General features: G+C 73.4%; 8 protein-coding genes. 1 reads left to right on the top strand and 7 read right to left on the bottom strand.

What is annotated here, in order from left to right:
* Positions 1-26 precede the first annotated feature (26 nt).
* The 5 genes from fabG to GV126_RS31235 all read right to left on the bottom strand — a co-directional run bounded on the left by fabG (position 27) and on the right by GV126_RS31235 (position 3,788).
* A complete protein-coding gene (gene fabG / locus GV126_RS31255; RefSeq protein WP_159672918.1) occupies positions 27-812 on the bottom strand; it encodes a 3-oxoacyl-ACP reductase FabG in 786 nt (261 codons plus the stop codon).
* 13 nt (positions 813-825) lie between these two features.
* Positions 826-1,101 carry a phosphopantetheine-binding protein gene (locus GV126_RS31250; RefSeq protein ID WP_159672916.1) on the bottom strand — a complete coding sequence of 92 codons (276 nt, stop codon included), beginning with the start codon at positions 1,099-1,101 and terminating at the stop codon, positions 826-828.
* A gap of 106 nt (positions 1,102-1,207) precedes the next feature.
* Positions 1,208-1,537: a TcmI family type II polyketide cyclase gene (locus GV126_RS31245; protein ID WP_159672914.1), complete on the bottom strand. Its 330-nt coding sequence runs from the start codon at positions 1,535-1,537 to the stop codon at positions 1,208-1,210.
* 25 nt (positions 1,538-1,562) lie between these two features.
* The gene (locus GV126_RS31240; RefSeq protein ID WP_159672912.1) at positions 1,563-2,258 is read right to left on the bottom strand and encodes an antibiotic biosynthesis monooxygenase family protein; all 696 of its coding nucleotides are present in this window, start codon (positions 2,256-2,258) and stop codon (positions 1,563-1,565) included.
* Between the two features lie 45 nt (positions 2,259-2,303).
* A complete protein-coding gene (locus GV126_RS31235) occupies positions 2,304-3,788 on the bottom strand; it encodes an FAD-dependent monooxygenase (protein WP_159672910.1) in 1,485 nt (494 codons plus the stop codon).
* A 164-nt stretch (positions 3,789-3,952) separates the two neighbouring features.
* On the opposite strand from GV126_RS31235, the gene GV126_RS31230 reads away from it, so the two are divergent.
* Entirely contained in the window at positions 3,953-4,417 is a 465-nt protein-coding gene (locus tag GV126_RS31230) for a nuclear transport factor 2 family protein (protein ID WP_159672908.1), read from the top strand.
* 24 nt (positions 4,418-4,441) lie between these two features.
* Here the strand turns inward: GV126_RS31230 and GV126_RS31225 are convergent, their stop codons facing one another.
* Positions 4,442-5,248, bottom strand: coding sequence for a 4'-phosphopantetheinyl transferase family protein (locus tag GV126_RS31225; RefSeq protein ID WP_236570200.1), 807 nt, complete (start codon positions 5,246-5,248; stop codon positions 4,442-4,444).
* Positions 5,249-5,822: 574 nt separating this feature from the next.
* Positions 5,823-7,613, bottom strand: a 1,791-nt coding sequence (locus GV126_RS31220; protein WP_159672906.1) for an acyl-CoA dehydrogenase family protein, incomplete at its 5' end; no start/stop codon positions are given.

Here is a 7,613-nt window from a genome sequence, read left to right as displayed (position 1 = left end):
GGTCCAGGGGCGCCGGCGGACGCGGCCTAGAAGTTGCCCAGGCCGCCGCAGACGTTGAGGGCCTGGGAGGTGATGGACGCGGCGGCGTCGGTGGCCAGGTAGCCGACCAGTGCGGCGACCTCCTGGGGGGTGGCGTAGCGGCCGAGCGGGATCTTGGCCTGGAACTTCTTGAGAATCTCCTCCTCGGTCGTGCCCCAGGCGTCCGCGTAGCCCTGCCGCACCCGCTGCGCCATCGGTGTCTCGACGTAGCCGGGGCAGACGGCGTTGACGGTGATGCCGGTCGGGGCGAGCTCGTTGCCGAGTGCCTTGGTGAATCCGACGACGCCGTGCTTGGACGCCGAGTAGGGGGCGCCCAGGACGACGCCCTGCTTGCCCGCGGTGGAGGCGATGTTGATGATCCGGCCGCGGTCCTTGGCCCGCATGCCGCCGGTCGTGAGCACCTCGCGGGTCATGCGGAAGACGCTGTTGAGATTGGTGTCGATGACGTCGTCCCACAGCTCGTCGGTGATGTCCGCGGTGACGCCGCCGCCGGAGCGCCCGGCGTTGTTGACGAGCACGTCGACGGTGCCGAAAGCGGCGACGGCACTGCGCACGAACTCCTTGACGCTGTCGGTGTCGCGGACGTCGAGCTGCCGGCCGTCGACGTCGAGGCCCTCCTCGCGCAGCGCCTTGGCGGTGCGCTCGACGTTGTCGGCGTTGCGCGCGCCGATGAACACCCGGTGGCCCTGGCGGGCCAGCAGGCGGGCGACCTCGAGGCCGATGCCGCTGGTCGCGCCGGTGACGAGGGCGACCCTCGCGGTGGTGTCGGACATGGTGTTGCTCCCCTCAGGCGGCCTGGGCGCCGGACAGGGCCAGCTGGGCGTTGACGGCGTCGATCAGGTCACGCGGCGTCAGGTCCTCGCTGAGGTCGTCGTCGTCCAGGACGATGCCGTACTCGCGCTCGATGCGGCCGCCGGTCTCCAGCAGGGCGATGGACTCGTAGCCGAGCACCGCGAACACGGTGTCCAGGATGTCGCCGTCGAGGTCGACGTTCTCGTCGGCGCCTGCGGCCTCGAGGAGGATCCGCCGGAGGTCCTCAAGGGTGAACTGGCTGCTGGCCATGGGATGATTCCTTCGCTCTCGGGGGGGTAGTGGCCCCAGCTGATCTGTGTGGTGGGTCGCGGGCAAAGTGCCCCAATGCGACGGCGGTACGGCGGCTGCGCCCTGCTCAGGCGGACGCCTCCCACCGGTAGAAGCGCTGTGCCATGGCGTCGGCCGGGGAACGCCAGGTGGCGGGGTCATAAGGTGCGATGAACGGCTTCAGGTCGTCGCTGATCCGTACGAAGCGCGGGTCGTCCTTGGCGCGCTGGATCAGTTCGCCGCCGTTGTCATCGTCGAAGTCCTGGAGGTGGAAGTAGAGGCCGTTGAAGGCGAACAGCTGGCGCCGGCGGGTGCCCATGCGGTGCGGCATGTCCGTCGCGTCGAACTCGGCGAACAGCTTGGCGACGTCCGCGCTCGAACCGGGCGCCATGCGGGCCACGATCAGCGTGCTGTGCATAGGTTCGCTCCTCGGGATGCGCGGGTCACTCGCCCGCGGCGCGGGTGTGCACCACGCGGTAGGTGTTGGAGTCGCTGTCGATCGTCAGCTCGGCGATGCGCTCGTCGTTGGCGCGGCGGGCCTCCGGCTTGTCGGCGTGGGGCCGGCCGCGGAAGGCGTCGTAGCTCTCCTTGCTGTCCCACTGCGAGTACACGACGGCGAAGGCGCCCTCGACGAACATGGCGCGCAGGCCCTTGAAGACGGCGTGCGAGCGGTAGCCGGGCACGTCCACCAGCCAGTGCTGGCCCTCGCCCAGGAGCTTGATCAGGTCGGCCTGGTCGGCCTCGGCGACGCGGTGGACCTCGATGGCCGTGTAGTCGTCGCGGTCCGGCGAGACCTCGATGCGGCCCTTCAGGTCCGGGTGGGTCTGGGTGAAGACGATCTCGTTCTGCAGCAGCCGGATCGCCGTGGTGATCTCGCGGAAGACGGGCAGCGTGCGGTGCCTGAACTCCTCGCCGGCGTACCGCTTTTCCAGGTCCTCGCCGCTGCGCCACTGGATGAGGTTGGCGGTGCCGCAGCTGTCCTGGCCGGCGTGCACGGTGGAGGAGATCCATCCCTCGTAGGCCGCCGCGTTGACGATCTTGCCCATCTCGGTGAGCAGCTGGTCCTGGTGCTCGGGGGTGTCGGTGGTGAACAGGTTCAGGACGGTCAGGTAGTTGTCGTCGGTCGAGATGATCGGCATGGTTCCTCGCTTCTCGGGGATGGACGTGCGGTGGGAGGGCTCCGGTCAGGCGGCCGGACCGAACCAGCGGCCGAGCGCGACGGTGAGCGGCATGCCGCTGGTCGCGGCGCCGGGGCCGTCGTGCGGGCCGCCGATCCAGGCGATGTAGCCGTCGGGGCGGACCAGGAGGGCGCCCAGGCCGGCGTCGTCCTCGCAGCCCTGGACGGTGACGGTGTCGACCCGGTCGGACCATCCGCGGGCCGCGGCGCGCAGGTCCGCGCTGTCGGCCAGGTCGAGCAGCAGACCGCGCCCGGAGCCGAGGAGGGGCAGGACGCTCTGCTTGACGCCGTCGCGGGTGACCTGCCGGTCGGCGAGGCGCCGGCCGAGCAGCGGGTGGTCGCCGCCGACGTCGTGGCGGATGTCGAGCCCGGTCACCATGCCCACCAGGTGGCGCTGCACCTCCTCGTGCCGCACCAGCTCGGTGAACACCTGGCGCAGCGGGCCGGCCTCGTCGCCGCCGAGGTAGAGGGTGCGCTGGGCGAGGGTGTTGGCGAGGATGCGGGCGCCGACCGGGTGGCGTTCGGTGTGATACGTGTCGAGCAGCGTCTGGGGGGCCAGCCCCTTGAGGTGGAGGGCGAGCTTCCAGCCGAGGTTGACGGCGTCCTGGATGCCGGCGCTCATGCCCTGGGCGCCGATCGGCAGGTGGATGTGGGCGGCGTCGCCGGCGACGAAGACACGGCCCTTGCGGTACTGGGCGGCCTGGCGGCTGACGTCGGTGGTGGAGGACACCCACAGCGGTGTGGCGCCGCTGATGTCCTCGCCGGACAGCCGGTGGAAGGCCTCGGCGACCTCGTCGAAGGTGAGGGGGTCCGGGCCGGTGCGCAGCGGCTCGGCGCGGTCGTAGTAGATGACGCGGGCGCGGTCGGGTCCCAGCGGCAGCACCATGACCATGCCGCCGGGCACCGGCTCCCCGCTGAAGCGGGGGCGCAGCTGTACGCCGGCGATGTCGGCGAAGCGCAGCTCGACGGTGGGTGCGGTGCCGGGGAAGTCGATGCCGGCGCAGGTGCGCACCACACTGCGGGCGCCGTCGCAGCCGACGGCGTAGCGGGCGCGCAGCGTGCCGGTGCCGTCCTCGGTGGCGACGCTGACGGTGACCTTGTCCTCGTCCTGTACCAGGTCGGTGACCTCGACGCCGCGGCGCACCTCGACACCGCGCTCGGCGATCCAGCCGGCCAGCATGCCCTCGGTGCGGGACTGGGGGATGCCGCGGGCGCCGTAGGAGCCGCCGGGAACGACCCGGTAGTCGAGCGGCACACCGCCGAAATGACCGAAGGGAAGGACGTCGACGTCACCGAGCCGGGAAATGAGTCCGCGCTGGGCGAATTCCTCGATCGTCCGCGCGGAAAACCCGAGGGCACGTGATTCCGTGATCGGCTGGGCAAGCCGGTCGACGATCAGGACGGACACTCCATGGAGACTCAACTCGCCCGCGAGCATGAGTCCGGTGGGTCCTGCTCCCACAATGAGCACGTCCGCGTCAAAGGTATTCATCTGCCCTCTCCCGACTGGTGTTCGACGAGTATTGCCGGGCCACGCAAGAACGGTAAAGACAATGCGGTACAGGCTTTTCGCCATCTGTTACAGAACTCCGTCGGGAATGTCAGATCTTCCGCAGGAACCTGGTCCCGCGGGCGCGCCGGCGCCATGCTCGGGCGGTGACTTCCATTCCTTCCGCCGTCCCCGCCGCGGCCGCCGGCACCGTCGACGCCGCTGTGGTCGCAGAACTGCTGGGTCGTTACCTGATCGCGCTCGACGACGAGGAACTCGACGATGCGTGGGCGCGGAGCCTGTTCACCGAGGATGCGGTCGTCACCTTCCCGATGGGCCGTCACGCGGGGTGCGCGGGGCTGGCCGAGTGGCACCGCGCCTCCCTCGCGGCGTTCGCGCGGACCCAGCACCTGGGCTCGCCGCCGGTGGTGGCCCTCGACGGCGACCGGGCCGTGTTCCGCGCCAACGTGCTGACCACGCACGTCCACCATCGGGGCGGTGACCGGCCGGCCCTGTTCCGCGCGGGAACGCTCACCCGCGGCGCGGCCCGCAGGACTCCGGCCGGCTGGCGCATGACCGAGCTGTCGTTCCACATCCTGTTCACCGAGGGCGAGCCCCCGTCCCGCACCTGATCACCGGCCCCAGGACCCGCCAGGTCAGATGTCCACTCCCCCGGTGTCCTGCCCGGGCGGGGTCATCGCCGTCAGCAGGCGCCGGTCCAGCATGGTGCCGACCGAGGTGTCGCCGTCCGGGTCGAGCCCGGCGTCGTGGCAGGCCGCGCTGATGAGATAGCGGCCCAGCACCAGGTGGGTGGCGAACGCCCACTCGTCGCCGAGGGCCTCGGTGCCGTCGGGGGTGCGCAGGCCGCCGGGGCCGAGGTCGAAGCCGAACTCGGTGAAGGGCAGCCGCATGCCCTGCCCGAGCGCCTTGGTGTAGGCCTCCTTCAGCGTCCACAGACGCAGCAGGCACGCCGCCCGCTGGCCGGCGGGCAGCGCGTCCAGCTCCGCGGCCTCCGCAGGCGTGCAGATGCGGTTGCGTATCAGGTCCACATCGAAGCGCCGGTCCGCGCGCTCGGCGTCCAGGCCCATCCGGCCGATCCGGCTGATGCCCACGGCCATCAGCTCACCGGTGTGCGTCAGGCCCACCTCCACCTGGTCGAGTCCGCGCAGGTAGGGGCGGCCTCCGAGCCGGTAGGCGATGTCGATGTCCTCGGGGTCGATGCCGAGCGCGGCGGCCGCCGTGTACTTGATGAGCAGCCGCGAGGCGGCGAACCGGCAGCGGACGACCGGGTCCTGGGTGTCGGCGTAGCGGTCCCAGTCACCTCCGAGCAGGGCCCGCAGGCGCGGCGTGGTGAGCACCGAGGGCAGCCACTCGGTCCAGGTCGCGTACGCCACGGTGGCGCCCCGGTCCAGGAGGTTCTCCCGGACCCGGAGCCAGGAGCTGTCGGGACGCGGAATGTGCACGGGCGGCGCGACGGCGCAGCCGTGCGCGGTGGCGACGGTACCGAGGGCGCTCGCACCGTGCGGGCCGGCGGGGACACCGGCGCCTGTCTCGCCCGGGGCGGTCAGAACACCCCCGACAGGGCGGGCATCCGCGCCGTGCCGGGCGGCGGGAGCGCTGCGGGCGGGGCGGACATCCCCCCCACCCGCGGCAGCAGAGGCCCCCGCGGCGGGCCGGGCACCTGCCCCGCCCGGGGCGGCGAAGGCCCCATCGGCGGGCCGGGCCTCCGCCCCGTGCCGGACGGTGAAGCGGGTATCCGCCCCGCCCGGGGCAGCAAGGGCTCCGGCAGCGGGGCAGGCACGTGTTCCGCCCGGCGGAGCCGGAGCACCGCCGGGCGGGCGGGCGCCCGTCCCGTCCCGGTTGCGGGCGTCGCCGTTGCGCGGGTCGGTGGGCTCACTGGGGTGCATGGCGTTCGCCTCCTTCTGTGGTCCTTGCGGCCCGGCGGTCGCTCGGAGGGCCGGGCGGTCACCCGCGGGCACCAGGCCGCCCCCCCACCACCACACACAGGCACCGAATCGTTTCTGTTGCGGTGGGGTCTCACGCGAGCCGCATCCCGTACAGGTCGAAGCTGCGCCCGCGCCGGTACCGGTCCACGAGCCCGGCGGCGAGGTCCAGCGCGACGCCGTCCGGCAGTTCGGGCACCTCCAGGCCGAGGCGGCGGCCGAACCGGCTCAGCGCGAGCAGCGCCCAGTCGGGTTCGGCGAGCAGGGCGCCGTCCGCGGCGCGGGGGCCGGCGTTCTCGCAGACGGCGAGGCAGGCGGCGGCGGCGAGCAGCAGGCAGTACCGGTCGACGAGGACGTAGGAGGCGGCGGGCGCCACGGTGTCCGGGCGTCCGGAGAGCGTGGCGCACCGGTCGGCGAGGCGGTGCACCTCCGCGGCGAAGGCACGGGCCAGGTCGGCGAGCGCCGCCCAGCGCGGCCCGCGGGAGCGGTGGCCGTCGAGCCGGGCGGCGGCGCCGAGCAGCGCGGCGAGCAGGCCGTCGCAACCGTGCTGCGGGTCGGAGGGCTCGGCGGCGAGCCGGCGGAAGTCGAGCGGGGCGCCCGGGCCGCCGGGGGTGAACAGCGCGGCGGGCGCCTCGTGTCCGCTCTCGCCGCGCCAGGCGGCGTGGGCGAGGGTGCGCAGGTGGGGGACGAGCACGGCCTGGGTGTCGGCGGTCCCGGCGTGTCCCAGCCCGGCGACCGGCAGGTCGCGCACGAGCTTCTGGAAGCCCCCGTAGGCGGGACCGCGCTCGTAGCCGCGGGCGCCGAGCACCGCGGCGAGGTCGTCGAGGTCCTCCTGGAGCAGCGCGGAGACGGCGTACTTGACGGCGGCCGAGGGGACGAGGGCGTGCTCGGGGGCCAGGTCGAGCAGCCGCAGTCCGGTGACGGCGAGGCTGTCGCAGGCGAGCAGGTCGGCGAAGACCCCGGCGAGCACCCGGCCGCGGCGCCCGCGCAGCACGAGGCCGCGGCGGGACTGGCTGACGGCGCGGACGGCGTAGCGCAGCGCGCTGTCCATCCCGCCGACCAGGGCGCCGCCGGACACCAGTGACCGGCTGACCTGGAACGTGCGCAGGGACAGGGAGATCCCTTCGCCGAGTTCCCCGATCAGGGCGTCGGCGGGGACGGGGCACTGTTCGAGGTCGAGTCCGGCGTAGTGGGCGCCGCGCATGCCGTGCGTGCGGGCGCGCGGCAGCCGGTGCACGGCGTGCGACGGGAGCCGGTCGGTCTCCAGCAGGAACGCGGAGTGGCTGTCGGGCCCGTCGCCGGGGGCGGTGCGCACGTAGGCGACGAAGGCGTCGGCGCGGTCGGCGTTGATGACGACGTCCTTGCGGCCGTCGACGACGTAGCCGCCGCCTGGTGCGGGGCGGGCGGTGTACTCGCCGCGCAGGATCGCGTTGGCGTGGGCGAACTCCCGGTGCAGGATGGTCATCCGGCCGCCGCCGAGCAGTCGCCGCGCGGTGTCCCGGCGCTGGCGTCCGTCGCCGGCGCTCCACACCACGGACGCGGCGAACAGGGCGGTCATCCCGGCGCCGAAGCCGAGGGCCACGTCCCGCCGGAACACCGGCCGCAGCACCTGCGCGAGCCCTTCGACGCCGTCGAGGCGTCCGCCCAGTTCCCTGGGCACGAACTCCGCGGCGAGGCCGTAGCGGTCGAGCAGTTCCTCGGTGGCCGCGGGCGCCTCGCGCCGCTCGTCGGCGGCGAGCAGTGCCCGCTGGCCGTGCGGGTTGTCGTCGGCGAGGGGGTCGCCGAGCAGGTCCTCGACGTACTGGGCCCGCGCGGCGTCGTCGGCGGGGAGCCGGTCGGTCTCCAGCAGGAACGCGGAGTGGCTGTCGGGCCCGTCGCCGGGGGC

Origin of the sequence: Streptomyces mexicanus, from assembly GCF_902506575.1 — a bacterium.
Taxonomy (GTDB): domain Bacteria; phylum Actinomycetota; class Actinomycetes; order Streptomycetales; family Streptomycetaceae; genus Streptomyces; species Streptomyces mexicanus.
Note: the sequence above shows the minus strand (reverse complement) of the source record. Positions and strands in the feature narration are given on the sequence as shown.